This window comes from Streptomyces sp. NPDC017448 (genome assembly GCF_044330565.1).
Classification (GTDB): domain Bacteria; phylum Actinomycetota; class Actinomycetes; order Streptomycetales; family Streptomycetaceae; genus Streptomyces.
The window spans coordinates 248,230-272,543 of record NZ_JBIRLM010000001.1; the positions used below are offsets into that span (position 1 = coordinate 248,230).

The window sequence follows — 24,314 nt, forward strand, 5'->3', positions numbered from 1 at the left end:
GCCGTGCCCGCGCCGGGGTCGTTGCGGACGGCACCGCCCCGCGGCTCAGGACGCGGTGTCCGCCGAGCTCCGGAACGTGCGCCGGTAGACCGTCGGCGGCACGCCCAGGGCCGCCTGCAGGTGCTGGCGCAGTGAGGTCGCCGTGCCGAAGCCCGCGTCCCGGGCCACCTGGTCGACGGGCAGGTCCGTCGACTCCAGCAGGTGCCGTGCCCGCTCCACCCGCTGCTGGGCGAGCCACTGGCCGGGGCTGATCCCGACCTCCTCGCGGAAGCGGCGCGTGAACGTGCGTACGCTCATCGCCCCCTGCTCCGCCATGTCCCGCAGCAGGATCGGCCGCTCCAGCCGGGCCAGCGCCCAGACCCGGGCGGCGGTCGTGGTCGCGGACTGCGGTTCGGGGAGCGGCCGGTGGATGTACTGGGCCTGTCCGCCGTCCCGGTGCGGCGGGACGACGGTCCGGCGGGCGATCTCGTTCGCGACCGCCGTCCCGTGGTCGCGCCGCACCAGGTGCAGGCAGAGGTCGATCCCCGCGGCGACCCCGGCCGAGGTCAGCACGTCGCCGTCGTCGATGAACAGGACGCCCGGGTCCACCCGGACCTGCGGGAACGTCCGCTGGAAGTGGTCGGCGGAGGACCAGTGCGTGGTGGCGGGGCGGCCGTCGAGGTACCCGGCCGCCGCGAGGACGTAACTGCCGGTGCAGATGGAGACCATGCGCGTGCCGGGCCGGACCAGGGCGAGGGCGGCGGCCAGCTCCTCGGTCAGCCTGCCCTCCTCGAAGACCGGGCCCAGTTCGTAGGAGGCGGGGACGACCACCGTGTCGGCGGTGGCGAGCGCCTCGGGCCCGTGCTCCACGAGGATGGAGAAGTCCGCGTCGGTTCGGACCGGCCCCGGCGGACGGACCGAGCAGGTCACCACGGTGTACAGCTTCCCGGCCGGACGGCCCGGCGCGACGCCGACGGACCGGCCGAAGATCCGCTGCGGGATGCCCAGTTCGAAGGGGAGCAGCCCGTCAAGGGCCAGGACGACGACGCGGTGCGCCATGACGGTCTCCTCGAAGATCACAGAGATATCCCGTAGTGGTATAGACCACGAGCTGATACAGGTTAGCGACGTGATGGAGAAGCCGACAGAGTGCGCGTCCCTTCCCGGCGCCGCCCCCGACACCCCTGAGTCCCCGACCCCGCCCCCGCTCGGGCCGCAGGTCCTGCCCGCGCTCCCGGCGCCGCCCGGGCCGGTGGACCCGCTCGCGGCCCTGCCGCCGCTCGGCCCGGCCGGACCCCGGGGCGCGGGGCTCTGGAACCGCAACTTCCGCTACTTCTTCGTGGCCCGTACGGTCGCGCTCTTCGGCGACGGCATGATCCCGGTGGCGCTCACCGCCGGGCTGCTGGGGGCGGGGCGGCCCGCCTCGTCGGTCGGCTTCGCGCTCGCCGCCTGGATGGGCCCGCTCGCGGTGTTCGTGCTGTTCGGCGGGGTCCTCGCGGACCGGTTCACCCCGCGCCGCATGATGATCATCGCCGATGCCCTGCGGCTCGGCGGGGCCTCCGTCCTGGCGGTGGCCTTCGCCACCGGCAACCCGCCGCTGTGGGCGGTCTACGTGCTCAGTTCGGTGGCCGGCGTCGGCGCGGCGCTCTTCCAGCCCGGCGTCGCCTCGACCGTGCCGCGCGTCTCCACCGACGTCCAGCGCGCCAACGCCGTCCTGCGGGTCTCCGAGGCGCTGATGACGATGGCCGGTCCGGCGTTCGCGGGGGCGCTGGTGGGAATCGCCAGTGCCGGCGCGGTCTACGCGGCCAACGCGGCCACCTTCGCGGTCTCCGGGGCCTGCCTCTTCCTGATGCGGCTGGCCCCGGCCCCGCACGACCACGCGGTGCGCGGCACGTTCGTCGCCGAACTGGTGGACGGTTGGCGGGAGTTCCGGGCCCGCTCCTGGCTGTGGGGCGTGATCGCGGTCTGGACGGTGTACGGCTTCGCGGTCCTCGGCCCGATGCTCCCGCTGACCGCCGTCCTGGTCACCGAGGGGCACGGTTCGGGGGCGTACGGGATGCTCATGGCGGTGAACGGGGCGGGCAGCGTCGTCGGCGGCCTCCTCGCCCTGCGGCTGCGCCCGGCGCACCCGTTGGCGGCGGGGGCGGTCGCGCTGCCGCTGGTGGCGGTGAGCCTGGTGGTGCTGGCGCTGGGGGTGCCGCTGCCGGTGCTGGCGGCGGGACAGCTCCTGGCGGGCGGGGCCGCCGCGTTCTGGCTGGTGATGTGGTCCACGACGGTCCAGACCCACGTCCCGCCGGAGGCCCTGAACCGGCTGCACGCCTACGATGTGGCGGGCTCGCTCCTGATGGTCGCGGCGGGCCGCGCGCTGGCCGGCCCGGTGGCGGAGGCGGTGGGTGCGTCGGAGCTGCTGGTGGCGGCGGCCGTGGTCAACATGGGGGTGGTGGCGGTGCTGTTGGCGGCCCGGCCGATCCGGCGGCTGAAGAGGGCGGGACTCGCGTGAGGGGCCGCGCTTCCCCGGACCGCGCCTCCCGGGTCCGCGCCTCCCGGGTCCGCGCTTCCCCGGACCGCGCCTCCCGGGTCCGCGCGGTCGCCGCGGCGGCGGCCGTCGCCACTGTCGCCACCGGCCTCGCCGTGCGCGCCGGGACGGACGGGGCCTTCGCCAAGTACGCGGGGAGCGCGCTCTACACGGTGCTGCTCTGCGCCCTCGTCGTGCTCTGCGCACCCCGCGCGCGGCCCGCGGTGGCGGCCTCCGCGGCGTTGGTCCTGAGCTGGGCGGTGGAGTTCGCCCAGCTCACCGGCGTACCGGCGGAGCTGTCGGCGCACAGCACGGCGGCCCGCCTGGTCCTCGGCTCGACGTTCAACGCCCCCGACCTCTTCTGGTACGCGGTGGGCGCGGCGGTGGCCTGGTCCGTCCACGCGGGGGCCCGGCGGCTCCGCTGACCGACCGGCGGCGGTGCCGCGTTCGGGGCTCCGGCCCGCCGTGAGCCAGTGGTAGCGCCGCGTTCGGGGCCCCGGCCCGCCGCGAGCCGGTGGTGGCCCGATCCCTGCGAACCATGTCCTTCCGGCCACTCGTGGCGCCCGCCGGGGGCCGGGAAGCTGGTCCGCGTGACCGAGACCATCGAGAGCGCCACCCGGGACGACCGGCCGCCGCACCGCGACGCACGTCGCCGACCCCGCGTCCACCGCGCGTGGATCGTCGCGGGCGTCACCTTCGTGACGATCATCGGCGGGGCGGCGTTCACCTCCCTGCCCGGACTGCTGATCGACCCGCTGCACACCGAATTCGGCTGGTCCCGGGGCGAGATCGGGCTCGCCGTCTCCCTCAACATGGCGCTGTACGGGCTGACCGCGCCGTTCGCGGCGGCGCTCATGGACCGCTTCGGCATCCGGCGGGTCGTGGCGAGTGCGCTCACGCTGGTGGCGGCCGGGGCGCTGGCCAGCGCCTGGATGACGGCGTCCTGGCAACTGATGCTCTACTGGGGCCTGTTGGCCGGGCTCGGCGCCGGGTCCATGGCGATGGCGTTCGCCGCGACCGTCACCCACCGCTGGTTCACGGCCCGCCGGGGCCTGGTCACCGGGGTGCTCACCGCCGCCGGGGCCTCCGGGCAGCTCGTCTTCCTCCCGTTGTGCGCCTGGATCATCGACGAGCACGGCTGGCGGCCCGCCTCGGTCACCACCGCCCTCGCCGCCCTCGTCGTCGTCCCGTTGGTCTGGCTCCTGATGCGCGACCACCCGGCCGACGTGGGGCTCGCCCCGTACGGCGGTACGTACGCGGCGAAGCCCCCGCCCGCCCGGGGAGCCGCCCGGCGGACGGTGCGGGTGCTGCTCGACGCGGTCCGCACCGGGCCGTTCTGGCTGCTGGCGGGCTCCTTCGCGATCTGCGGCGCCTCCACCAACGGCCTGATCCGCACGCACTTCGTGCCCTCCGCCCACGACCACGGCATGCCCATCACGGTGGCGGCCTCGCTGCTCGCGGTCATCGGGGTCTTCGACGTCATCGGCACGGTCCTCTCCGGCTGGCTCACCGACCGCTTCGACGCGCGCAGGCTGCTCGCCGTCTACTACGCGCTGCGCGGGATCTCGCTGCTCTTCCTGCCGCTGCTGATGGCCCCCGACGTACGGCCCCCGATGATCTTCTTCATCGTGTTCTACGGCCTCGACTGGGTCGCCACGGTCCCGCCGACGCTGGCGCTCTGCCGCGAGCAGTACGGCGAGGACGCCGCGATCGTCTTCGGCTGGGTGCTGGCCTCGCACCAGGTGGGTGCGGCGGCGGTCGCGTTCCTCGGCGGGGTCGCGCGGGATGTGTTCGGCGACTACGACGTGGTCTGGTACGCGTCGGGGGCGCTGTGCGCGGTGGCGGCCCTGATGGCGCTGGTGATCCGCCGGCCGCGAGTGCCGCGCGTCGGGGACGGCGGCTGAGCCGGCCGAGCGGCCCCCGGGGGAAGAGCGGCGGCCCGCCCTCCTCCGTCGCGCCCGGCGGTGGCGGCGGGCCGCCCGCGGTCACCGGGAGGCGTTCCGTGGCGTAGGGTGGGGTTCACCGACGCGGGGTGGAGCAGCTCGGTAGCTCGCTGGGCTCATAACCCAGAGGTCGCAGGTTCAAATCCTGTCCCCGCTACTGATGATCACGAAGAGGCCCGGATCCCGAGGATCCGGGCCTCTTCGTGTGCCCGAGCCCCGCCCGTGCCGGACGCTCGGACATCTCTCCCGGACGCTGGGCCATGGGCGGGGGCGGCCCCGCCGCGTGAGGCTGGTGCCATGACTTCCACAGATACGCGTACCGACACGACCTCGGCGCGGGGCCCCGTCCTCGTGATCGGGGGCACCGGCAAGACCGGCCGCCGGGTGGTGGACCGGCTCCGCGGGCTGGGGGTGGAGACGCGGGCGGCCTCGCGGTCGGGGGAGACCCGGTTCGACTGGGCCGAGCCCGCCACCTGGGGCCCCGCCCTGGACGGGGCCGCCGCCGTCTACATCGTCCCGCTCGACACCTCGCCCTCCCCGACCCCCGCCTTCGTCGAGCAGGCCGTCGCCCGGGGGGTGCGCCGGCTGGTGCTGCTCTCCGCCCGGGGCGTGGACGTGCCCGGCTACTTCGGCCCCGGCCACGACGTCGGCGGCCCGCACGGCGAGGGGGAGCGGGCCGTGCGCGCCTCGGGGGTGGAGTGGACGATCCTGCGGCCGGGCTGGTTCGCCCAGAACTTCAGCGAGGGCGTCTTCCTCGACGGCGTACGCACCGGTGAACTGGCCCTGCCCACCGGGGACGGGAAGGCCGCGTTCGTCGACGCCGACGACATCGCGGCCGTCGCGGTGGCCGCGCTGACCGAGGACGGCCACGCGGGCCGGGAGTACGGACTGTCGGGCCCGCGCGCGCTCGGCATGGAGGGCGTCCTGGACGAGATCGCGCGGGCAACGGGGAAGCGCGCCGCGTACGTTCCCGTCGAGGCGTCCGCCTTCCGGGCCGCGCTCGTCGCGGACCAGGGCTTCACGGACGAGGAGGCCGGTCTGTGGACCGACGCGCTCATCCCGATCACGACGAGCCGGGAGGCACCCGTACTGGACGGGGTGCGCCGGGCGCTCGGCCGGGAGCCGCGCGACTTCACGGAGTTCGTCCGGGACGCGGCGGCGGAAGGCGTCTGGGGCTGAGGGGCGGCCGGGCCGGGGGAGGAGCGAGTCACTCCGCAGGACCGGGCGGGAGCGAGTCACTCCGCAGAGCCGCGCGGGAGCGAGTCACTCCGCAGGGCCGGGCCGGGCGGGGCGGGACCGGGACGAGCCGGGGCGTCTCGCTCCGGCGGCTCACCCCGCCGGGGCGGCCGTCTCCACCGGCCCCGCCGCCGCGGCCTCCCGCCGGTACGCGCTCGGGCTCTCTCCGCGCAGCCGCTTGAACGCCGCGCTGAAGCCGAACGCGTCCGCGTACCCCACCCGGCGGGCCACCGCCGCGACGGTCAGCTCCGGGCGGGTCAACAGGTCGGCCGCCAGCGTCATCCGCCACTCGGTCAGGTAGGCCACCGGCCCGTCCCCGACCAGTTCGGTGAACCGCTTCGCCAGGGTCGTCCGGGACACGCCCGCCCGGCTCGCCAGCTCCGCCGTCGTCCAGGGGTGCGCCGGGTCCTCGTGCATCGCCCGCAGAGCCGGTCCGGCGACCTCGTCGCCGAGGGCCCCGTACCAGCCGGGCGGATTCGCCTCGGGCCGACCGAACCAGTCCCGCAGCGTGCACACCAGCATCCAGTCGAGCAGCCGGTCGAGCACGGTCTGGTCACCCGGCCGGCCCCGGCCGATCTGGGTCTCCAGGTAGCCGCGCAGCGGCGCGCAGTCCTCCTCGTCGGGGACCACGAGCGCCGGCGGGAGCGCCCGCAGGAGCCGCTGCGGCACGTGCGCCTGTACGTCGTAGGTGGCGGCCAGCAGCACGGTGGGGGAGTCGAGTTCGGGGCCGCCGTCCGGCGCGACGGCGACGGAGCCGGTGCCGGTGGCGTCCTGGAGGTGTCCCCGGTGCACCTCCCGGACGTCACCGGACCGGCCCGTCCCCGTACCGTCCGCCGGGTCGTCGGTGAAGACGAACGGGGCCGGGCCCCGCACGATCGCTCCATCGCCGACCTCCACCCGCAGCGGCTCGCCGCCCTCCGGGACGATCCACCCGGCGCCCCGCAGCGGCAGGCACAGGGTCAGGTACGCCCCGTCCGTGAACCGCAGCGACCAGGGCGCGGTCAGCACCGACCGCCCGAACACCGCGCCCCGGCCCCGCACGCCCCGCAACAGCTCGTCGAACACGTCCATGGCGCCCAGCCTAGGCAGAGCGCCGGCCGCCCCGACGCCGCGCGGACCGCCCCGATGCCGTGCGGACCGCCCCGATGCCGTGCGGACCGCCCCGACGGCGTGCGGACCGTCCCGACGGCGTTACGGCAGGTGCGCGAGCTGACCCACCTGGTAGCCGCCCGCCGGCTGCCGGAGGATGACGTTCAACCGGTTGAAGGTGTTGATCAGGGCGATCAGCGAGACCAGGGCGAGGAGCTGCTCCTCGTCGTAGTGCTGGGCCGCGTTCGCCCAGACCTCGTCCGGAACCCCGCCCGCCGCGTCCGCGATGCGGGTGCCCTGCTCCGTCAGCTCCAGCGCCGCGCGCTCGGCGTCGGTGAAGACGGTGGCCTCCCGCCAGGCGGCGATCAGGTGGAGGCGCAGCGGGGTCTCCCCGGCCGCCGCCGCCTCCTTGGTGTGCATGTCCAGGCAACCGCCGCAGCCGTTGATCTGGCTCGCGCGGATCTTCACCAACTCCTGGGTCGCGGCGGGCAGTCCCGTGCCCTCGACCACCTTTCCGGCGGCGATCAGATGTTTGACGAGCTTCCCCGTGACGGGGCTGGCGAAGGCGTTGAGTCGGGCTTCCATGGCGGGCTCCTCCGTGGTGTCGTCGATGGCTCCACACACAGGACGGGCCAGGCCCCCGCGGTGTGACATCACTGGAGGTGACGGGCGTCACACCCTGGGGGCTCCTTCAGCGGTGGCTCAGCACGTTGACCACCCGGCCGTCCGGATCCCGTACGAAGAACCGCCGCACCCCCCACTCCTCGTCCTGGAGCGGGTGGACGATCTCCGCGCCGCTCTCCCGTACGACCGCGTACACCGCGTCCACGTCGTCCACCTCGACGCTCAGGTCGGGGACGACCGGGCCGGTCAGGTCGCGGGTCATGAGGCTGACCTGGTCCCGGGGGCTCGACGGCGGGGCGAGCGTGGTGATCCAGCCGAGGTTCATGACCTCCTCGAAGCCGAGCAGGCCGTAGAAGTCCCGGTTCTCCTCGACCGCCTCCGTCCGGAGGTTGGGCACGACACGGCGAACGGTCATCGTCGACTCCTGTGCGGTGGTTGCGGTACGGGGCCCAGTCGAGGTGAGCCCCCGAGGGGCAGTGCGATGATCTGGGCGCATCGGCAGTGTGTCCGGCGACAACATCCTCGGTCGGTCCGTGTTCGTCTTCCCGGCTGTCCTGATGCGGATCTCGGGGCGGACGGCGGCTCCGGCGGCCAGGAGTTCGAACCGGGCGGCTTCACGTGGCGTGCCCACGCTCGAAATGCTGTCAGAAAACGGTGTCGGAGGTTGGTGAACCGCTCGGGTTCTTGAAGGACTCTGTGAAGGCCCCGGGCCCTCTGACCGCCCACCCGGCGGTCTTCGCCAAACGGTGTTCTGTGAAGTTCGTCAGGGCTGGATCGGGCGGGGGGCCTCGCTTCCCAGGCGGCTCAGCGCCCGCATGGCCTCATGCTCTATGCGTGCCAGGTCGCCAAGGACCGAGCCGGCCTGGACGAGGCAGTGCGCATCGCCCGATTCACCGGCTCTCCTGATCAGTGCCGCCGCTTCCGTCCACAGGCCGGCTGCCTCGGTGTACAGCGTGTGGCCGGTGCGCAGATGGCTGCTGTCGAGCAGCTCGGTGCATTCGGCGAGGAAGTCGCGGTAGAGGTTGCGGAACAGGGCGCCGCCGGTGCCGGCCTTCTCCATGAGGAGGGAGGCCTGCGGCAGGTCCCGCTGCGGGGCGTCGGTGCGCTGGAGCCAGGTGCGTACCAGCTTGCCGGTCTTCTCGATGCCTCGGTGGCCCAGGTTGGCGATGGGCGGGTTGAGGAAGGCGTCGGCGCAGGCGGTGATGGCCGGGACGATCTGTCGGTGCGGGGCGGGCGGGTTTCCCGGGGCGGTGAGGGTGAAGGAGCGGTGCTTGGCGGTCATCGGGCCGCGCGCGGCTCGGGCCTGGGCGAGGCTGGTCAGGCTGGTGGTCACCGCTCCGCCTTGCTGGTCGGTGTCGACCAGGTAGGCGTTGTGGTTGTCGTAGCCGTACATGGCGACGACGTGGCCGCCGAAGTGGACCTTCGTCCCGAAGTAGTCCAGGTAGTAGCTGTCGAGCTGCAGTCCGACGGGGCGGCCGGCGTTGATGGGGGCGGTCACGTTCTCCCATGCCCTGCGGGGGGAAACGGTCTCCTGGACCAGGAGCTCCAGCCCGAGCCGGGTGGCGAGGTTTCCCGTGAGCTCGAAGGGCTTGACCCGGCCCCCGAGGAAGGGGAAGCCCATGTTCTTGCTGTCCCAGTAGATGAAGGACAGACCGGAGCCGAGGCCGAACAGCATGGGCTCGGACAGATCGAGTCCTTCGTGCCGCAGCAGCACCCCGAGCGCTGTCGTCTCGCAATGCTGGGTACCGCGGGCTTCGACGTCTCCTACCGTGGTCACGTCGCGTTCTCCTCCTCTGCGGGGGTGATCGGCCGAGTCGGCAGTCCTTCTCGTGGTGCCTCTGCCGGGCCGACGGGATACGCCTCGCGTGCTGGTGCTCGCGGGCGCGGTCCGCGCTCGTGGGTGGACTCTCCCACAGGGGGAGAGCCCAGCGCTGTGGCGATGGGCTCGGGAACGCCCCTTCCGCCGCCGTCATCGTTTCGGGCGCCGGGGTTGTCCAGCGGGGCGCCCCCCGGCCGGGCCCGCGTCGCCCGGCCGGCCCCGTACGGGGCTCCGGCATCGGGCGTACGGCGGCGGAGGCGCGGGGTCAACGCGCCGCCCGTGCCTCCCTCTTGGCGATCCGCCGGGCGATCTTCCCGGCGTCCCGGGCCATTTCGCGGAGCATTCCGCTGATCGGGTTGGTGAACCCGGTGAAGTAGAGGCCGGGGGCCGACCTCGGTGAGCGGCCCCCGCGGGCGACCGGGCGCCCCCGCCCGTCCAGGACGCCGAGGTGGCCGAGCAGCGGCTCCAGGGCCCGGTCGTAGCCGGTGGCGGCGATGACGGCGTCCGGGGCGATCCGGGCCCCGTCCGTCAGGACCACCGTCTCCCCGTCGAACGAGGCGACCGCCGCCACCGGGGTCACCCGGCCGGACCGCACCGCGTCGATCAGCCCCACGTCCTGGACCGGGATCGCCCCCTGGCGGGCCCGGGAGGCCAGGCCGCTGTCGGGGCGCGGGAGGCCGTGGGCGGACAGGTCGGGCACGGAGATCCGGGAGACCGCGGCCGCCGCGCGGTCCACGAGCCGTACCGGCAGGCGGCGGACCAGAATCCCGGTGGCCTGGGCCGGCCAGCCCGCGGTGGAACGGCGCACGATGTGCGGGGCGGTGCGCACCGCGATCCGCACCCGCGCGGCCCCGCCCTCCGCCAGGTCGGCCGCGATCTCCGCGCCCGTGTTGCCGACGCCGACGACGAGGACGTCCCGGTCCGCGTACGGGGCGGGGTCGCGGTAGTGCGCCGCGTGCAGCAGCTCGCCCGTGTACGTGTCGCGGCCCGGCCAGTCGGGGACGCGCGGGGTGTGGTTGAACCCGGTGGCGACGACGACCGCCCGGCCGCGCAGGACCCGCCCGCCCGTCGCGGTGAGCTGCCAGTCCCCGGAGCCGTCGGGGGCCGGGTCGACGCGGGTCACCTCGACGCCGGTCACCACTTCCAGCTCGTGGTGCTCGGTGTACTTCTCCAGGTACCGCACCATGTCGTCCCGGGCCACCCAGCGCCCGAACCCGCGCGGCATCTTCAGCCCCGGCAGCGCCGACCAGCGGCGGGTGGTGTGCAGGTGCAGCCGGTCGTAGTGGCCGCGCCAGGACGCGCCGACCCGGTCCGTCTTCTCCAGGACCACCGCCCGTACGCCCCGGGCGCGCAGCGCGGCCGCGGCGGAGAGCCCGCCGGGGCCTCCGCCGACGACGTAGACGGGGCGGTCGTCCGTGCGGTCGGTGGCGGCGACGGCACGACTGCCTGCGGAGGAGGGGGCGTTGGGCATGGTTCGGAGCGTAATCGTCCGCTCTGTTGATGGGTCTCGGTCAAGAGGGAAATCGATTGCGAATTGATCACGGGGCGACGTGCCGCGACGCCCGCCCACGCTCAGCCGTGCTCCTCCCCCGCCGCCGGGGCGGACGGGACCGGCGCCGGCCCGTGCGGCAGTTCCGCGTCCACGGACCGGTCCTCCTCCGGCGCCGCCACGCCTCAGCGGGGTTGCAGCCCCAGGGTGAGACCGGCCGGGAGCAGCGTCGTCCGCACGTCCGGGAGCGGGTCCATGCGCTCCACGGTGAAGCGGAACCTGGCCACGAGCGTGGCCAGGACGGTCGCCAGCTCCAGGTCCGCCAGCGCCTTGCCGACGCACCAGCGGCTGCCGATGCCGTACGGGAGGTACTCCCCGGCGGCCGGCTGGAGCGACGCCCAGCGGTGCGGACGGAACGCCGAAGGGTCGCTGAACACCGGTGCGGTGCGGTGCATGACGTACGGCGAGATCATGACCGCCGCGCCCGCCGGGAGGCTCCAGCCGCCACAGGTCTGCTCGCCGTCGGCCGTGCGCAGGATCAGCCAGTTGGGCGGCCACAGGCGCAGTGACTCGGCGATCGTCCAGCGCAGGACGTCCGGGGTGGTGTCGCCGCTGACCTGGTCCACGGCGGCGGCGCACTCCTCGGCCACGTCCGGCTGGCGGGCCAGCGCCACCAGGGCCCAGGTCATGGCGGCGGCCGGAACCCGGTAGGAGGCGAGACCGTTGGAGACGAGCATGCGGACCGTCTCCTCGCCGTCCAGGCCGGAGGCGGCCAGCGACGCGACGAGACCGCCCTCGCCCGGCCCGTCGAGCACCCGGCGCAGCTCCTCCTCAAGCTTCTTCTGCGCGGCGACCGACCGGCGATAGCGGGGCAGGAGACGGCGTACGGCGGGCGGGAAGTGGAAGGGGCTGCTGATCAGCGGGGTGAGCGCGTTCAGCAGGTCGCCGGTGCGCGGGGCGGCGGCCCCGGCGTCGCGGGTGCCGAAGCAGAACCGGGCGAAGGAGCGGGCGGACAACTGCTCCAGCTCGGCGACGGGGTCGGGGACCGACGAGCGGGTCCGCCAGCGGTCGCACAACCGGCCGGTCTCTTCCGCCAGCCAGCTCCGATGGGCCTCCAGCGCCGGAGGAGACATGCCCTTCTGGGTGGCGCGCCGGCCCCGCATCCACGCTTCGGTGGCCGGATCGCCGCGCACACCGCTGACCTCGTCGCGCCGGATGTTGCCGGTGACGAGGAAGTCGGTGTTCGTACGGCGGAGCACGTCGTGGACGGCGGCCGGGTCGTTCACCAGGACGGTGCCCCTGGTCAGCTCCACCACCGGGCCGTGCCGCTCGACCGAGGCCAGGAGATGGCCGAGGCGGTCCTTCTCGTACTGCTCCATCAGCCCGGCCTGTGTCACGCCCGTGCGGACCGGGCGGCGGGGCATGGTCTGTTCGGTCAACGGGACACCCCTGGATCGGAGAACGGCCCGGCCCCGGCATGCGGGGCCGGGCCGTCATCGGGCCTGACGTGCTACGGGATCCAGGGGTAGGCCCCCGCGGCTCCCTTGGTCGTGAAGCCGAACTTGCTCGCTGCCTTGTAAAGAATGCGCTTGGCCATCAGACACCTCCTCTTACATGGGGAACATCGACGGCGTGACCGCCGTCGTCAGCGGTAGAAACCTAGACCAACGTGGCGACTCAAGAACAGAGTTGGGGAGAATTTTCGGCAACTCGCCGTTACGGCAGGAAGTTTGGCGGGTTAGGGTGACGGAGCGATCCGCCGGGCTCGCGGCCCCGCCCAGGGTGTACCGGCCCCGCCCAGGGTGTACCGGCCCCGCCCAGGGTGTACCGGCCCCGCCCAGGGCGTACCGGCCCCGGCCGGCCTCCGGGCCGCCACCACCACGACTCGTCAGGGGAGCTGTTGTGACGGAGCCGGCCGCGGTCGATCTGCTCGACATCGACCCCGCCTTCGGGTCCGACCCCTACCCCGCCTACGCCGTGCTGCGGGCCAGAGGGCCCGTCCACGAGATCCGCGGGGGCGGCGAGGAGCGGTTCTGGCTCGTCGTCGGCCATGACGCGTGCCGGGAAGCGCTCACCGACCCCCGGCTCAGCCGGGACTGGCGGCGCAACGGCCATCTGGCCACCGGCCTCGACGCACCGCCCGCCACGGACGGCCCCGGCAACGCCCACATGCTGCTGAGCGACCCGCCGGACCACACCCGGCTGCGGCGGCTGGCCGCCCGCGCGTTCACTCCGCGCCGGGTCGCCGCTCTGGCCCCGCGCATCCAGGAAGTCACCGACGGGCTGGTGAGTGACATGCTCGCCGCCGAGGACCGCCGGGCCGATCTGGTGGACGCGCTCGCCTACCCGCTCCGGATCACCGTCATCTGTGAACTGCTCGGCATTCCGGACCTGGACCGGGACTCCTTCCGGCGGTGGTCCGACGAGATCACCGCCCCCACCGGTGCGGAGGCCGCGCGGGCCGCGCAGGCGGAGGCGGTGCCGTACCTGGGTGGGCTGATCGCCGCCAAGCGCGATGCGCCGGGGGACGACCTGCTCAGTGACCTGATCCATACGGTCGACGACGGCGGGGACCGGATGAGCGAGGACGAGCTGCTCTCGATGGCTCTCCTGCTGCTCCTGGCAGGGCACGAGTCCACGGTGAACTTCCTCTGCAAGGGCTTCCGCGCCCTCTTCGCCCACCCCGATCAGTTCGCCCTGCTCCGCGCCGACCTGGACGGCCTCGTGGAGGGGGCGGTGGAGGAGATGCTGCGCTACGACGCCCCGGTGGAGACCGCACCGCCCCGGGTGGCCGTCGAGCCGGTGGAGATCGGCGGCCGGGTCGTCCCCGCGGGCGCCGTGGTCCTGATCGCTCTGGCCGACGCCGACCGGGACCCGGCCCGCTTCGCCGCCCCGGACCGCTTCGACATCCGCCGCACGGCGGCCGGGGGGCGGGGGCATCTGGCGTTCGGCCACGGCGTCCACTACTGCCTGGGCGCACCGCTGGCCCGTCTGGAAGGGCGCATCGTCTTCCGCACCCTGCTCGACCGCTGCCCGACGCTCGCCCCGGACGGGACCGTGGGGGAGGGTCGGATGCCGGGGCTGCTCCTGCGCGGGGAACGGAAAGTTCCGGTCCGGTGGTGAGGCGCCGGAGAGTCGGCGCGGGCTTTCACGGCCCCGGCGCCCCTTTACGGCGAGAACCGGAGAAGCATGCCGTGTGCGCCGCTCAGGGCCAGAGCAGTTCGCGGGTCCAGCCGCCGCCCTCGGCCCCGGCTCCGGTACGGCGGTAGCGCAACCGGATGTGGCGGCGCCGGGCGTCACCCTGGAAGAACTCCACCTCGGCGGGGTCGACCACGTACCGGGTCCAGGTCGGGGCCTCGGTGTCCGGCTCCGCCGTCGCCCGCTCCCAGGCCGCGTCCGCAGCCCGGTGCAGCTCCGCCACCGAGCCGACCACCTCGCTCTGCGCGCCGGTCAGCGCCGCGGCGAGCGCCCCGGTGGACCGGACGTGCAGGTCGGCGTGGCTCTCGGCGGGCGTACAGCGCACGACCGGGCCCCGGACCCGCACCTGCCGGCCCTGCGCGGGCCAGTAGAAGCCGAGCGCGGCGTAGGGGCGGGCGGCGAGCTGGCGGCCCTTGGCGCTGGTGGCGTGGGTGGCGAAGTGGAAGCCCCGCTCGTCCGCGTCGTGCAGGAGCAGCGTGCGGACGTCGGGCAGGCCCTCGGCGTCCGTCGTCGCCAGGGACATCGCGTGCGGCTCCGTCTGCCCGGCCGCCACGGCCCCGGCGAACCAGGAGCGGAAGAGCGCTAGGGGCGCGGGCGGTGCGGCCGCCGGATCGAAGTCCGGCAGCTCCGTGTCCCACACGCGCTGGGCGTGCAGCAGGTCGGGGAAGGCCGCGGCGGGGGAGGGGTGCTCGGTGTGGTCGCTCATGCGGCCATTGGACCGTACGCGGCCCCGTGTCCCGGCACCGTCGTCGGGCCGTGGGGCGGGGCTCGGCCTCCCGCGGCCGGAGCGTCGTCCGGGTACGCCGACGGCGGACCGCCCGCCGGGTGCGGGGGCGGTCCGCCGTCGGAGAGACAGGACGGGGACGGAGCGGCGGCGTGGCCGTCCGGGTGGGCGGGCGCCCGCCCGGTGGCCGGGGTGGACGGGACCGATGGGCCCCGCGCCCCGGCCCGCCTACTTCGTCGGCTTCTTGCCGGTGATGCCGAGGTGGACCAACAGCGCCAGGTTCGGGCGCAGTTCGGTCTGCTTCACGCCCCAGGTGGTGAAGCCCTTCTGGTGCGAGGCGACCCCGGCCAGCATCACCACCAGGGAGCCCGCCACCGCCGCCGGACTGACGTCCTTGTCGACCTTGCCCTTGCTCTGGAGCTCCTTCACGGACTCCGTGAGGGAGTTGGTGACCGAGTTCAGGATCTTCATGCGGATCTTGTAGAACCGCTTGTCCCCCTCGGCCGCGCCGAGGTCGATCACGCGGAGGATCGCGTCGTTGTTCCGCCAGAAGTCGAGGAATCCCTCGACGAGTTGCTCGGCGGTCGTCCAGCCGGCCTTGCCGACCCACGAGCGTCCGGCGACCAGTTCGGTCAGCCCGGAGCCCTCCTTGGCGACCTCTTCGGCGATTTCGAGGACGGCGCCCTCCACATCGGGGAAGTACTGGTAGAAAGTCGCGGGTGAAGTCCCGGCCTTCCGGGCGACGTCGATGACTTTGACGTCCCGGTACGGCGAGGAGCTGAGCATCTCGCTGAGGCAGTCGAGCAACTTCTGCCGCGTCGCCTGACCGCGTCGGCCGGCCACACGGCCGTCGACGGTGCGTACTTGTCCTGTCATGCCGTCAGCTTACCGAGGGGTGTCGGGAGCGCGATTCGGCCGACTGCAAATGGGGAACGCCGCAGGATCAGCGGGGTCCACGGGGTGCGCGGCGCGATGAACGACGATTTTCGGCCACCCCGGGAAGGGGTCGGGAGCGGGCCTCGTCGAGGCCGGAAGGCGGGGCCGGGGCTCTCCGGGCCGGGGGCGAGGAGCGGGGCGGTGCCGATCGGAGGAGCGAGGGGCCGTCAGAGATAAATGCTATCAACAGCCTGTGGACAACATCGGTGGACAACTTCTGTCCACGGAGTGGACGCGTCCTCACTGACCGGGCATATGTTCCCTATGGGTGCGTTCGGGGCGCGCCTGACCGGGGGTGACGCTACGTTGACGGTGACGGGCGTCACCGCGTCTCCGCTACGGAAGGATCCGGTCCCATGGCCGCATTCGCGCATTCCGCGCCGTGCTGGGCGGACGTGCAGCTCCCCGACCTCGAAGCGGGCAAGCGCTTCTACGGGGGGTTGTTCGGCTGGACCTTCCGGGCGGACGACGGCATGCCCTTCGCGGACGCGCTGAGCGACGGCCGCCTGGTCGCCGGGCTCGCCGCCAAGAAGGACGGGCGGATGCCCACGGCCTGGGGCGTGCACTTCACCACCGACGACATGCGGGCCACCGTCGCCGCGATCCGCGAGCACGGCGGCCGGATCATCACCGACCCGGTCCGGGCGGGGCGCGCCGGAATCACGGCCCAGGCCGCCGACCCCGGGGGCGCGGTCTTCGGTCTCTGGCAGCCGGAGGAGCGCGAGGGCTTCGAGAAGCGGAACGAGCCCGCCTCCTTCTGCTGGACCGAGGTCCACACCCGGCAGCCGGACCGGGTGGACCCCTTCTACGAGGAGGTCTTCGGCTTCCGCGGCACCGATCTGGACGAGGCGGGCCATGACGTCTCCGACGACGCGGAGGCGCTGGTCGACTTCCGGATGTGGTCCCCCCGGGGTGCCGAACCGGGCCCGGACACCGCGATCGGCGGACGCAGCGTCATCACGGACGCGTTCCCCGCCGAGCTGCCCAGCCACTTCCTCGTCTACTTCGCCGTCGCCGACTGCGACGCCGCCGCCGAACTCGCCGTGCGGCTGGGCGGCCGGGTCGCCCAGCCGCCCAGCGGCATCCCCTACGGCCGGATGGCCGTCCTCCACGACGACCAGGGAGCCGTCTTCGCCGTCCTGCAGCCCCGCGAACTGCTCCCCTGAGCGACGAACCGCCCGGGGACCAGCCGCGAGGAGACCGGTGACCGGCCGGGAGGAGCCCGGTGTGCGGCCGGGAGGAGCCCGGGCGCGCGGCTGCGAGGCCCCCGGGCGGCCGGCTGTGGGAGGCCCGGTGTGCGGGGATACGGGACGAAGTGACATGGGACACCCCGTTCCGCCCCCGGGTTCGCAACCGGGGGCCGGGCCAGGAAGAATCGGGGTGCGTACCGCCAGGCGATGCCCAGTGGTGAGACCCTGCACGGGGGCGCGCTGAACAGGGCGGGATTCGACCGGCGGTAATTCGCGGACTTCGTCGCCGAGGTCCGTTACGGGGAGGTGGCAGGCAAGTGGTGGAGCAGCTGACGCAGCACGACCCGAGACGGATCGGCCCGTTCGAGGTGCTGGGACGGCTCGGGGCCGGCGGCATGGGGCTGGTCTATCTCGCGCGCTCGGCGTCCGGCCGGCGCGTGGCGATCAAGACGGTGCGGACCGAGCTCGCCGAGGACCAGCTCTTCCGGGTCCGCTTCACCCGCGAGGTCGAGGCCGCCCGCGCGGTCAGCGGCTTCTACACCGCCGCCGTGGTCGACGCCGACCCGCGCGCCGCCGTGCCCTGGCTCGCCACCGCCTACGTGCCGGCCCCCTCGCTCGAGGAGATAGTGAACGAGTGCGGGCCCATGCCGACCCAGGCCGTGCGCTGGCTGGCCGCCGGCATCGCGGAGGCCCTCCAGTCCATCCACGGGGCGGGCCTCGTCCACCGGGACCTGAAGCCGTCCAACGTCCTCGTCGTCGAGGACGGCCCCCGGGTGATCGACTTCGGCATCGCGTCCGGCGTCTCCAACACCCGGCTGACCATGACGAACGTCGCCGTGGGCACCCCCGCGTACATGTCGCCCGAGCAGGCCCGGGACTCCCGCAGCGTCACCGGGGCCAGTGACGTCTTCTCGCTGGGTTCCACCCTCGTCTTCGCCGCCACCGGACACGCGCCCTTCCACGGGGCCAACCCGGTCGAGACGGTGTTCATGCTGCTGCGCGAGGGCCCCGACCTGGAGGGGCTGCCCGACGACCTGCGGCCGCTGATCGAGTCCTGCATGCAGATGGACGCCACCCGCCGGCCGAGCCCCGCCGACCTCCAGGCCCAGCTCGCCCCGCACCTCTTCGCCTCCGGCGGCGACGACAGCGGGACGGCCTCGGCCTGGCTGCCGTCCCGGGCCACCGCGATGATCGAGACGCGCCGGGGCGGCGGGCGGACCGCGCCGCCCGCCCCGGTCTCGCCCCCGCCGCCCCCGAGGCAGCCGCCCCGGGCCCCGGCGCTGGACAGCGGCTGGCGCAGCGGGACGGATCTGCGCTCGACCTCTCCGCTGGCCTCGCCCTCGCCGCTGGCCGCCGCGCCCGGCCCGGCCTCCGCCGCGGCCCCCACCGCCGCACCCGACGGCGGGCCCGTCCGGCTGGCCGGTGCGAAGGTGCCCATCGGCCCCGGCCCGCGCGCGGGCGATGTGCGCGGGGCCGCCGCCGCGCACCCGGCCGCCGCGACCGGCTGGGTCCGCGCCCCCGCCGGAGTGAACGGTTCCTCGCCCGCCACCGGCCCCGCCGCCGCCACCGCGGCCACCGCTCCGGTCCCGGCCCCCGGGACCGCCCCGGACGGCGCGGCCCCGGTCCCGGACCGCTGGCGGCCCTGGCGGTTCCGCATGTCCAACGACGTGTGGGGCACGCCCGTCGTCTCCGGCGACCTGCTCTACGTGACGTCCTTCGAGGTCCACGCGCTGGACGTGGGCAACGGACGGCGCCAGTTCAAGACCCGGGACGTGGCCTGGGCGATGGCCGTCGACGGCGGCCGCATCCACGCCTCGGACGGCCCGTCGCTGTACGCGCTGGACGCGGCGAGCGGCGCCGAGCAGTGGCGTCTGCCGACCGACGCCTGGGTGTACGCGCTCAAGGCCGACCGGGGCACCGTCCTGACCGCGACCCGGGGCGGCGGCGTCCAGGGCTGGGAGGCGTCCAACGGCGACAAGCTGTGGGAGGTCACCGGGGCGCAGAGCGACTTCGAGACGGCGGAGGCCGGGCCGGTCATCCACGACGGCACGGTGTACGTCTGGCAGGACGCCCGGCTGCGCGCGCTGGACGCCCGTACGGGCATCGAGCGCTGGTCGTACCCCATCGGCGACGCGGCCTCCTGCGGCGGCGTCCCGGTCCGGGTCACCCCCGCCCAGGACGGGTACGTCTACATCGCGGCGGGCACCCGGGTGCTGGCGGTGGAGACCGGCTCCGGGCGGGTGCGCTGGCACTTCGAGGCCCCGGCGGTCTTCCTGTCGCCGCCCGCCTTCGCGCCGGGCCCGGCGGTGACCGGCGGCGGGGTGTACCTCGCGGACTACCTCGGCACGGTGTACGCGCTGGACGCGACGACCGGCAAGGACCGCTGGCGGATCGCCACGGAGGCCCGTTCCTCCATCGAACCGGTGCTGGTGGCGGTGGGCAACGTGCATGTCGGCAGCGGCAGCGCGCTGTACACCCTGGACGCGGTCACCGGCACCCCCAAGTGGCGCTTCGCGGCGGGCGGCGACGTGGTGGGCGCCCCGGTGGTGGCGGACGGCCGGGTCCACTTCGGCTCGGCGGACCACGTGCTGTACACCCTGGACGCGGCGGGCGGCCAGCTCCGCTGGAAGCTCGCGACGGGCGGGGAGATCACGGGGTCGCCGGTGGCCCAGGCGGGTGTCGTGTACGCGTGCAGCAAGGACCGCTGCGTGTACGCGCTCGACGCGCTGAAGGGCACGGGCACGGGGAACAGGGCGCGGAGCTGAGCTGAGCCGCCCTCTCCCCTTCCCTTGCCGGAGAGGCTTGAACAAGTCCGTCCGGCAAGGGGAGGCGGAGGCGGCCCTCAGCCCTGCGGAGGCGGCGGCCGGTGGGGCGGGTGCACCGGATCGCGGGGGTCGTCCTCCGGGTGCGGCGCCTGCGGATACGGCCGCGTACGGGGGTCGCGCGGATCGGGCCCCGTGTACGGGTCCACCTCCGGCTCCGGCCAGGGCGACGTCTGCACGGACATTCCCGGCTCCCGCGTCGGCGGCCACGTGTCCACCCGGTCCGGGGCCGGCGCGGCGGACGGCTCCACCGGCTCCCGCCCCCGCCCGGGCCTCCGCCCCAGTCCCGGCCTCCGCTCCCGCCCGCTCCGCCGGCCCCTCATCAGCAACGCCCCGATCAGCATCAGCACCCCGCCCGCCAGCGCGTTCACCACCCCCACCTGAAGCCCCGACCCGTCCCCGGCCACCACCAGCGACCCCGACGCCTGTCCCTGGCGGACCATCCACAGCACGGTGAAGCCCAGCACCACGAGACCGGCGAACGCGACCACCGGCCGCGAGCGGAGCACCACGCCCAGGACCACCAGCGCCGCGGCCGCCAGGAACGGCAGCAGGACCGAGACCAGCACGCCCGACTCCGTGGGAGTGATCCCCTCGAAGAGGTCCCGCACCCGGTAGTCGCGCCCGGCCCGCCCGTCGTACCAGGCGCGGAACGGGCTCAGCACGGCGGAGGCCGCTCCGGCCAGGGCGACGGCGGAGCCGAGGACGTTGCGGATCATCGTCGGCCTCCAGGCGTCGTCCGGCGTGTGCACGGGCCTCCGCAGCCGACGCTACGCCCGGACGATCGCCCCCGCCACGCGGACCATGACCGGACCGTGACAGGGTCATGACCCAGACAGGGGGTCGCGTACGGCACGCTGAAGGCGACGACGCGCGCCAACGGCGCGGCCCACGACCGACAACAAGCAAGGGGGGCTGCATCCATGATGCGGCGACAGATGAAACTCGCGGCGGTCCTGGTCGTGGTGGTGCTCGCGCTCACCGGGTTCTCGACCGCCAGCAGCGGCGGCAAGGGCAGGAGCGGCAAGAGCGGCAGCAGCTCGGGCGGCGGCTGCTCCAGCTCGAAGAAGAGCAACAACGGCTACCGCCACGCGGATTACAGCGACGACGACTACGGGGACTCCTCGTCCTCCGGTTCGTCCGACTCCTCCTACGGCACCCCCACACCCACCGCCTCCGACGCCCCCGCCGTGCGGGTGGTCCGCTGCGCCGTCCCCCGCAAGGGCAAGCGCAGGGCGGTCCCCTCGTCGCTGGTCGAGCTGCGGGCGAACGAGCCGGGTTCGCAGGCGTACGAGATCGACGTGCGGTTCGTCGACGCCCGGGGCCGGACCGTGGACACCGCCGAGATCACCACGAACCTCGACGGCGGGGAGGTGCGCACGCTCACCGTGCGGATGGAGAGCCCCGGCAAGGTCTCCCGGGTCAAGCGCTGCGAGGTGACCGCGGTGGCGCTCTGAGCGCGCTGCGAGGGGAGCCGCGAGGGGGGCCGCGAGGGGGGCGAAGGAGGTTGCACAGGCGGGCCTTGCCCTGCTGAACCAGTGGTGTCACCATTGGTTCAGAATAGTCGGACGAGCTTCTGCGAGGTGTGCTGCCATGACGGGCGACAGGAAATGGGCGACCGGGGCCGGGGTGGTCGCGGCGATCGGAGCCGCCGCCGGCGCCCGGTGGGTGTGGCGCCACCAGGACGAGCTGATGCTGCGGCCTCCGCTCAACGAGTGGACGTTCACGCACATGTCGCTGCTGCTGCCGACCGAGACGGTGCCGCGCGCCGCCCGCCCGAGCGTCCTGCCGCGGGCCCCCCGTCCGCTGGACTTCACGTACGAGTGGGACGGCGCGCGGCGCACGGTGGCCGACCTGCACGCCCGGACGCGGACGACCGGGTTCGCGGTGGTGCACCGGGGGCGGCTGGTGCACGAGGAGTACCCGGGGCGCTTCGCGGGCCCGGACCGCCGGTTCCAGCTCTTCTCGCTGACGAAGTCGGTGACGTCGGCGCTGGTGGGGATCGCGCTGGAGGAGGGGGCGATCGGCTCGACGGACGACAAGGCGGTCGGGTACTGCCCGCAGCTGGCCGGTTCGGCGTTCGACGGCCCCACCATCGACGACCTGCTGCACATGAGCAGCGGGGCGGGCGGGGTGGAGGACTACGAGGACCCGGACGCCCCCGTCAACCGGCTGATGCGGGCGGTGGCCGGGCAGGGCGGCACCGTCCTGGAGGCGGTCCGGTCGGTGCCGCCGCACAGCGCCCCGGGCACCTGGTTCAACTACTCGACGCTCGACACCCAGGTGCTGGGCTGGGTGCTGGAGGCCGCCACCGGCCGGACGCTGGCGCAGTACGCCGCCGAGCGGCTGTGGGGTCCGATCGGGGCGGAGTCGGACGCGTACTACGCCCTGTCGCGCGGGCTGCCCCGTACGGCCGTCGGCGGCGGCTCGTTCAACGCGGGGGTGCGGGACCTGGCCCGGTTCGGGCTGATGATGGCCCGGGGCGGCCGGTGGGACGGGGAGCAGGTCGTACCGCGGGCGTGGGTCGAGCGCGGCCGCGGGGTGGGCCTGCCGCATCTGGAGACCGGCGCGCTCGGCGAGGGGTACCCGGAGCACTACGGGTACGCCAACCAGTGGTGGACCCTCGGCGGGGAGCGCCGCGCCTTCACCGGGCTCGGCATCTACGGCCAGGCCCTGTGGATCGACCCGGAAGCCGACGCGGTGGTGGTGAAGACCAGCGCCTGGCCGGTGGCCGACGACCCCGCCCTCGACGGGGAGACCGCGGCGGCGCTCACCGCACTGGTGGACCACCTCGCGGCGGACGCGTAGCCCCTGGTGCGAGGGCGGCCGGGAGGTGCGGAAGGGGCCCGGCCGGCCCCGCCGCGGACTCCCTAGGATGAGGGGCATGACGGACGATCCCGACAGCCCGGCCCCCCGACCCGCCGGCGCCAGGCGAGGGCGTCCCCCCTCGAACGCCCTCACCCGGGAACGCATCCTGGACGCGGCGCTGGCGCTGCTGGAGCGGGAAGGGCCGGAGGCGCTCACTCTGCGCAGGCTCGGCGCCGACCTGGGGTCCAACCACACGGCGGTGCTGCGCTACTTCGCCGGCAAGGACGACATCCTCCTGGGCCTGGCCGAGCGGCTGATCGCGGAGGCCGTCGAGGGCTTCGAGCCCGGCCCGACCTGGCGGGCCACCCTGGCCGGTCTGGCCCGCCGGGTCCGCCGTGCCTGCCTGGCGCACCCGGCCCTGGCCGTCCTGGTGGCCTCCCGGGTCTCCCGGCGCGACGCGGAGTTCCGGGGCGCGGACCTGGTGATCGGCGCCCTGCTGGACGCGGGTTTCGCTCCCCGGGAGGCAGCCCGCCACTACCGCGCGCTCGTCGACGTCACCCTGGCGATGAGCTCCTTCGAGGCGGCTTCGGCGGTCCTGGACGGCGCCGACCGGGAGGGCGACCGGATGGCCTGGCGGCGCGAGTACCTCGCGGCCTCCCCCCGCCGCTTCCCGCACCTCGCCTCCGTGGCCCCGCATCTGGCGGGAGCCGACGAGGACGACCAGTTCGAGTTCGTCATGGAGCTGCTGCTCAACGCGGTGGAGACCCGTCTCGGGGGCGGGGCGTGACCTCCGCCCCGGGGGGAGGGGAGGCGTCTGTGCGGATCGCACCCGATGGGGTGAGGGCGGCTTGGGGCCGGGCGCTCCCGACAGTATGGTCGAGAGTATGGCAACCAAGAAGTACACGGTCACCCTCCCCGAGGAGCTGGCGGAGGAGATCCGTGCGGAGGTCGGCCCCGGGGCTTTCAGCGCCTACGTCACCCGCGCCATAGAGCGCCAGCGCGAGCACGACCGGCTGGGGGAGCTGGTGGAGCGCCTGGAGGGCGAGTTCGGCGCCGTCACCGACGCCGACCTGATGGTGGCCGAGGCGGAGCGCCGTGAGATCGAGCAGTGGTTCGCCGACCAGGAGTCGGACGGGCCCGAACAGCACAGCGCGGCGGCCGCCTGATGCCGGAGATCACGTACGTACTGGACTGCGAGGCCCTTTCGCGGGCGGCCCTCGGCAACCCGGAGATGAAGGGGCGGCTCAAGGACGCCCACCGGGCGGGCATCCGTGTGGTAACCAGTTCGATGACACTCGTCGAGGCGTACCACGGCAAGATCCGGCGGCCGGTATGGGAGTGGGCGATGTCGGGGATCGTCGTCGAACCCGTCACCAAGGACATCGCCGACGAGGCGATCCGCCTCCTGCGGGAGACCGGCCTGCACGGCCACGAGTACGCCATCGACGCGACGCTCGCCGTGATCGCGAACCGCCGGTCCGGCCGGACCGCGCTGTTCACGTCCGACGCGGACGACCTGGGCAAGCTGTGCGGCAAGCGGGTCCAGGTACGGGCCCTCTGAGCGGCCCGGCTCCGTACACGGGAGCGGCCCGGCTCCGGACACGCGGGAGGGGCCCGAGCGTTTCCCCCGTCTCGGGCCCCTCACACATCCCCCCGTACCGCGGCCGCGACGACTCCCCCTCGGCGTCGCCTCGGCCGCGTCCCCCGTCTCCCCGTCGAAAAGGTCTAGTTGAGGGGCTCGCCCGTGGCGTGGGCGTCGGTGGGCTTGGCCACCGGCTGGGACGTGGCGTGGGCGTCCTGCGGCTTCAGGGGGCCGCCGGTCGCGTGGGCGTCCTGGGTGGTGATCTCCTCGCCGGTGGCGTGCGCGTCCATCGGCTTGAGGCTGTCCTTGCTGGCGGCCATCTGGCTCAACTCCTGATCGTGGTGGCGTGATGATCGGGCG

The 24,314-nt window shown here is 74.3% G+C and carries 23 protein-coding genes and 1 tRNA gene; 13 read left to right on the plus strand and 11 right to left on the minus strand.

Going from position 1 to position 24,314, the window contains the following annotated elements:
* Positions 1–45 precede the first annotated feature (45 nt).
* Positions 46–1,038 carry a GlxA family transcriptional regulator gene (locus tag ACH4K1_RS01035; protein ID WP_398086537.1) on the minus strand — a complete coding sequence of 331 codons (993 nt, stop codon included), beginning with the start codon at positions 1,036–1,038 and terminating at the stop codon, positions 46–48.
* Between the two features lie 73 nt (positions 1,039–1,111).
* On the opposite strand from ACH4K1_RS01035, the gene ACH4K1_RS01040 reads away from it, so the two are divergent.
* From ACH4K1_RS01040 to ACH4K1_RS01060, 5 genes are all read left to right on the plus strand, one after another.
* A complete protein-coding gene (locus ACH4K1_RS01040) occupies positions 1,112–2,479 on the plus strand; it encodes an MFS transporter (protein ID WP_398085151.1) in 1,368 nt (455 codons plus the stop codon).
* Entirely contained in the window at positions 2,476–2,919 is a 444-nt protein-coding gene (locus ACH4K1_RS01045) for a DUF2809 domain-containing protein (protein WP_398085154.1), read from the plus strand. Before ACH4K1_RS01040 ends, ACH4K1_RS01045 begins: the two co-directional genes overlap by 4 nt.
* A 165-nt stretch (positions 2,920–3,084) precedes the next feature.
* Positions 3,085–4,398 carry an MFS transporter gene (locus tag ACH4K1_RS01050; RefSeq protein ID WP_398085156.1) on the plus strand — a complete coding sequence of 438 codons (1,314 nt, stop codon included), beginning with the start codon at positions 3,085–3,087 and terminating at the stop codon, positions 4,396–4,398.
* Between the two features lie 122 nt (positions 4,399–4,520).
* Positions 4,521–4,594 (plus strand) — tRNA-Met (locus ACH4K1_RS01055).
* Positions 4,595–4,734: 140 nt separating this feature from the next.
* The gene (locus ACH4K1_RS01060) at positions 4,735–5,616 is read left to right on the plus strand and encodes an NAD(P)H-binding protein (protein WP_398085159.1); all 882 of its coding nucleotides are present in this window, start codon (positions 4,735–4,737) and stop codon (positions 5,614–5,616) included.
* A gap of 150 nt (positions 5,617–5,766) precedes the next feature.
* On the opposite strand, the gene ACH4K1_RS01065 is transcribed toward ACH4K1_RS01060, so the two are convergent.
* From ACH4K1_RS01065 to ACH4K1_RS01090, 6 genes are all read right to left on the minus strand, one after another.
* Positions 5,767–6,744: an AraC family transcriptional regulator gene (locus tag ACH4K1_RS01065; RefSeq protein WP_398085162.1), complete on the minus strand. Its 978-nt coding sequence runs from the start codon at positions 6,742–6,744 to the stop codon at positions 5,767–5,769.
* 120 nt (positions 6,745–6,864) lie between these two features.
* The gene (locus ACH4K1_RS01070; protein WP_398085165.1) at positions 6,865–7,347 is read right to left on the minus strand and encodes a carboxymuconolactone decarboxylase family protein; all 483 of its coding nucleotides are present in this window, start codon (positions 7,345–7,347) and stop codon (positions 6,865–6,867) included.
* Positions 7,348–7,453: 106 nt separating this feature from the next.
* Complete coding sequence (locus tag ACH4K1_RS01075) at positions 7,454–7,801, minus strand: VOC family protein (protein WP_073765679.1); 348 nt, start codon at positions 7,799–7,801, stop codon at positions 7,454–7,456.
* A 348-nt stretch (positions 7,802–8,149) separates the two neighbouring features.
* On the minus strand, positions 8,150–9,163 hold the full coding sequence (locus ACH4K1_RS01080; RefSeq protein ID WP_398085168.1) for a BtrH N-terminal domain-containing protein: 1,014 nt from the start codon (positions 9,161–9,163) through the stop codon (positions 8,150–8,152).
* 307 nt (positions 9,164–9,470) lie between these two features.
* The gene (locus ACH4K1_RS01085) at positions 9,471–10,676 is read right to left on the minus strand and encodes a flavin-containing monooxygenase (RefSeq protein WP_398085171.1); all 1,206 of its coding nucleotides are present in this window, start codon (positions 10,674–10,676) and stop codon (positions 9,471–9,473) included.
* Positions 10,677–10,879: 203 nt separating this feature from the next.
* The gene (locus tag ACH4K1_RS01090) at positions 10,880–12,133 is read right to left on the minus strand and encodes a cytochrome P450 (protein ID WP_398085174.1); all 1,254 of its coding nucleotides are present in this window, start codon (positions 12,131–12,133) and stop codon (positions 10,880–10,882) included.
* 463 nt (positions 12,134–12,596) lie between these two features.
* On the opposite strand from ACH4K1_RS01090, the gene ACH4K1_RS01095 reads away from it, so the two are divergent.
* Entirely contained in the window at positions 12,597–13,817 is a 1,221-nt protein-coding gene (locus ACH4K1_RS01095) for a cytochrome P450 (RefSeq protein WP_398085177.1), read from the plus strand.
* Positions 13,818–13,899: 82 nt separating this feature from the next.
* Here the strand turns inward: ACH4K1_RS01095 and ACH4K1_RS01100 are convergent, their stop codons facing one another.
* Together ACH4K1_RS01100 and ACH4K1_RS01105 are read right to left on the minus strand one after the other, a co-directional pair.
* Complete coding sequence (locus ACH4K1_RS01100; RefSeq protein ID WP_398085179.1) at positions 13,900–14,598, minus strand: pyridoxal 5'-phosphate synthase; 699 nt, start codon at positions 14,596–14,598, stop codon at positions 13,900–13,902.
* 246 nt (positions 14,599–14,844) lie between these two features.
* Positions 14,845–15,492 carry a TetR family transcriptional regulator gene (locus ACH4K1_RS01105; protein ID WP_398085181.1) on the minus strand — a complete coding sequence of 216 codons (648 nt, stop codon included), beginning with the start codon at positions 15,490–15,492 and terminating at the stop codon, positions 14,845–14,847.
* 416 nt (positions 15,493–15,908) lie between these two features.
* Between ACH4K1_RS01105 and ACH4K1_RS01110 the strand changes: the two genes are divergently transcribed.
* Positions 15,909–16,718 carry a VOC family protein gene (locus ACH4K1_RS01110; protein WP_398085184.1) on the plus strand — a complete coding sequence of 270 codons (810 nt, stop codon included), beginning with the start codon at positions 15,909–15,911 and terminating at the stop codon, positions 16,716–16,718.
* A 341-nt stretch (positions 16,719–17,059) separates the two neighbouring features.
* The gene (locus tag ACH4K1_RS01115) at positions 17,060–19,507 is read left to right on the plus strand and encodes a PQQ-binding-like beta-propeller repeat protein (RefSeq protein ID WP_398085187.1); all 2,448 of its coding nucleotides are present in this window, start codon (positions 17,060–17,062) and stop codon (positions 19,505–19,507) included.
* Positions 19,508–19,584: 77 nt separating this feature from the next.
* On the opposite strand, the gene ACH4K1_RS01120 is transcribed toward ACH4K1_RS01115, so the two are convergent.
* Positions 19,585–20,283: a hypothetical protein gene (locus tag ACH4K1_RS01120; RefSeq protein WP_398086539.1), complete on the minus strand. Its 699-nt coding sequence runs from the start codon at positions 20,281–20,283 to the stop codon at positions 19,585–19,587.
* Between the two features lie 204 nt (positions 20,284–20,487).
* Here ACH4K1_RS01120 and ACH4K1_RS01125 point away from each other — a divergent pair, with 204 nt between their 5' ends.
* The 5 genes from ACH4K1_RS01125 (at position 20,488) to ACH4K1_RS01145 (ending at position 23,933) form a co-directional block, all read left to right on the plus strand.
* Entirely contained in the window at positions 20,488–21,021 is a 534-nt protein-coding gene (locus ACH4K1_RS01125) for a hypothetical protein (RefSeq protein ID WP_398085190.1), read from the plus strand.
* Positions 21,022–21,157: 136 nt separating this feature from the next.
* On the plus strand, positions 21,158–22,372 hold the full coding sequence (locus tag ACH4K1_RS01130; RefSeq protein ID WP_398085192.1) for a serine hydrolase domain-containing protein: 1,215 nt from the start codon (positions 21,158–21,160) through the stop codon (positions 22,370–22,372).
* A gap of 76 nt (positions 22,373–22,448) precedes the next feature.
* Entirely contained in the window at positions 22,449–23,159 is a 711-nt protein-coding gene (locus tag ACH4K1_RS01135; RefSeq protein WP_398085194.1) for a TetR/AcrR family transcriptional regulator, read from the plus strand.
* Between the two features lie 97 nt (positions 23,160–23,256).
* Entirely contained in the window at positions 23,257–23,538 is a 282-nt protein-coding gene (locus ACH4K1_RS01140) for a hypothetical protein (protein WP_398085197.1), read from the plus strand.
* Positions 23,538–23,933, plus strand: a complete 396-nt coding sequence (locus ACH4K1_RS01145) for a type II toxin-antitoxin system VapC family toxin (RefSeq protein ID WP_398085200.1) — start codon at positions 23,538–23,540, stop codon at positions 23,931–23,933. Before ACH4K1_RS01140 ends, ACH4K1_RS01145 begins: the two co-directional genes overlap by 1 nt.
* A 164-nt stretch (positions 23,934–24,097) precedes the next feature.
* Here the strand turns inward: ACH4K1_RS01145 and ACH4K1_RS01150 are convergent, their stop codons facing one another.
* Positions 24,098–24,274 carry a hypothetical protein gene (locus ACH4K1_RS01150; RefSeq protein ID WP_398085203.1) on the minus strand — a complete coding sequence of 59 codons (177 nt, stop codon included), beginning with the start codon at positions 24,272–24,274 and terminating at the stop codon, positions 24,098–24,100.
* Positions 24,275–24,314 lie beyond the last annotated feature (40 nt).

What these genes read in the sequence shown, in the direction of transcription:
- ACH4K1_RS01135 (WP_398085194.1), top strand. Translation starts at nt 22,449, where the DNA reads ATGACGGACGATCCCGACAGCCCGGCCCCCCGACCCGCCGGCGCCAGG.
- ACH4K1_RS01100 (WP_398085179.1), bottom strand. Translation starts at nt 14,598, where the DNA reads ATGAGCGACCACACCGAGCACCCCTCCCCCGCCGCGGCCTTCCCCGAC.
- ACH4K1_RS01060 (WP_398085159.1), top strand. Translation starts at nt 4,735, where the DNA reads ATGACTTCCACAGATACGCGTACCGACACGACCTCGGCGCGGGGCCCC.
- ACH4K1_RS01070 (WP_398085165.1), bottom strand. Translation starts at nt 7,347, where the DNA reads ATGGAAGCCCGACTCAACGCCTTCGCCAGCCCCGTCACGGGGAAGCTC.
- ACH4K1_RS01075 (WP_073765679.1), bottom strand. Translation starts at nt 7,801, where the DNA reads ATGACCGTTCGCCGTGTCGTGCCCAACCTCCGGACGGAGGCGGTCGAG.
- ACH4K1_RS01040 (WP_398085151.1), top strand. Translation starts at nt 1,112, where the DNA reads ATGGAGAAGCCGACAGAGTGCGCGTCCCTTCCCGGCGCCGCCCCCGAC.
- ACH4K1_RS01130 (WP_398085192.1), top strand. Translation starts at nt 21,158, where the DNA reads ATGACGGGCGACAGGAAATGGGCGACCGGGGCCGGGGTGGTCGCGGCG.
- ACH4K1_RS01085 (WP_398085171.1), bottom strand. Translation starts at nt 10,676, where the DNA reads ATGCCCAACGCCCCCTCCTCCGCAGGCAGTCGTGCCGTCGCCGCCACC.
- ACH4K1_RS01120 (WP_398086539.1), bottom strand. Translation starts at nt 20,283, where the DNA reads ATGATCCGCAACGTCCTCGGCTCCGCCGTCGCCCTGGCCGGAGCGGCC.
- ACH4K1_RS01035 (WP_398086537.1), bottom strand. Translation starts at nt 1,038, where the DNA reads ATGGCGCACCGCGTCGTCGTCCTGGCCCTTGACGGGCTGCTCCCCTTC.
- ACH4K1_RS01145 (WP_398085200.1), top strand. Translation starts at nt 23,538, where the DNA reads ATGCCGGAGATCACGTACGTACTGGACTGCGAGGCCCTTTCGCGGGCG.
- ACH4K1_RS01105 (WP_398085181.1), bottom strand. Translation starts at nt 15,492, where the DNA reads ATGACAGGACAAGTACGCACCGTCGACGGCCGTGTGGCCGGCCGACGC.
- ACH4K1_RS01140 (WP_398085197.1), top strand. Translation starts at nt 23,257, where the DNA reads ATGGCAACCAAGAAGTACACGGTCACCCTCCCCGAGGAGCTGGCGGAG.
- ACH4K1_RS01125 (WP_398085190.1), top strand. Translation starts at nt 20,488, where the DNA reads ATGATGCGGCGACAGATGAAACTCGCGGCGGTCCTGGTCGTGGTGGTG.
- ACH4K1_RS01150 (WP_398085203.1), bottom strand. Translation starts at nt 24,274, where the DNA reads ATGGCCGCCAGCAAGGACAGCCTCAAGCCGATGGACGCGCACGCCACC.
- ACH4K1_RS01110 (WP_398085184.1), top strand. Translation starts at nt 15,909, where the DNA reads ATGGCCGCATTCGCGCATTCCGCGCCGTGCTGGGCGGACGTGCAGCTC.
- ACH4K1_RS01065 (WP_398085162.1), bottom strand. Translation starts at nt 6,744, where the DNA reads ATGGACGTGTTCGACGAGCTGTTGCGGGGCGTGCGGGGCCGGGGCGCG.